Source organism: Halomonas sp. ND22Bw, from assembly GCF_003011945.1.
Taxonomy (GTDB): domain Bacteria; phylum Pseudomonadota; class Gammaproteobacteria; order Pseudomonadales; family Halomonadaceae; genus Halomonas; species Halomonas halophila.
This window is the reverse complement of record NZ_PXWD01001593.1, coordinates 1-243: the sequence shown is the minus strand read 5'-3', so window position 1 is coordinate 243 and position 243 is coordinate 1. Positions and strand designations below refer to the sequence as shown.

General features: G+C 69.5%; 1 protein-coding gene. It reads left to right on the top strand.

Features of this window, described 5'->3' with window-relative positions; genetic code table 11:
* Positions 1 to 243 (top strand): cryptochrome/photolyase family protein (locus CVH10_RS23625; RefSeq protein WP_146143362.1); only part of this gene is annotated, 243 nt, incomplete at both ends.

Genomic DNA, 243 nt, shown 5'->3' with positions numbered 1-243 from the left:
CCATCACCGGCGAACTGGCCCGCGCGCTGGACGACGGCGGTTTCGACGCCGTCGCCATGACCGAATGCGGCGAATGGCGGCTGGCCGAGCATTTAGCCGCCTTCGCGCAAGGGGCGGGCCTGACGGTCGAGATGCGGCCCGACCGCCGCTTCCTATGCTCGCACGACCGGTTCCGGCGCTGGGCCTCGGGCAAGTCGCAACTGCGGATGGAGTTCTTCTATCGCGAGATGCGACGGGCGACCG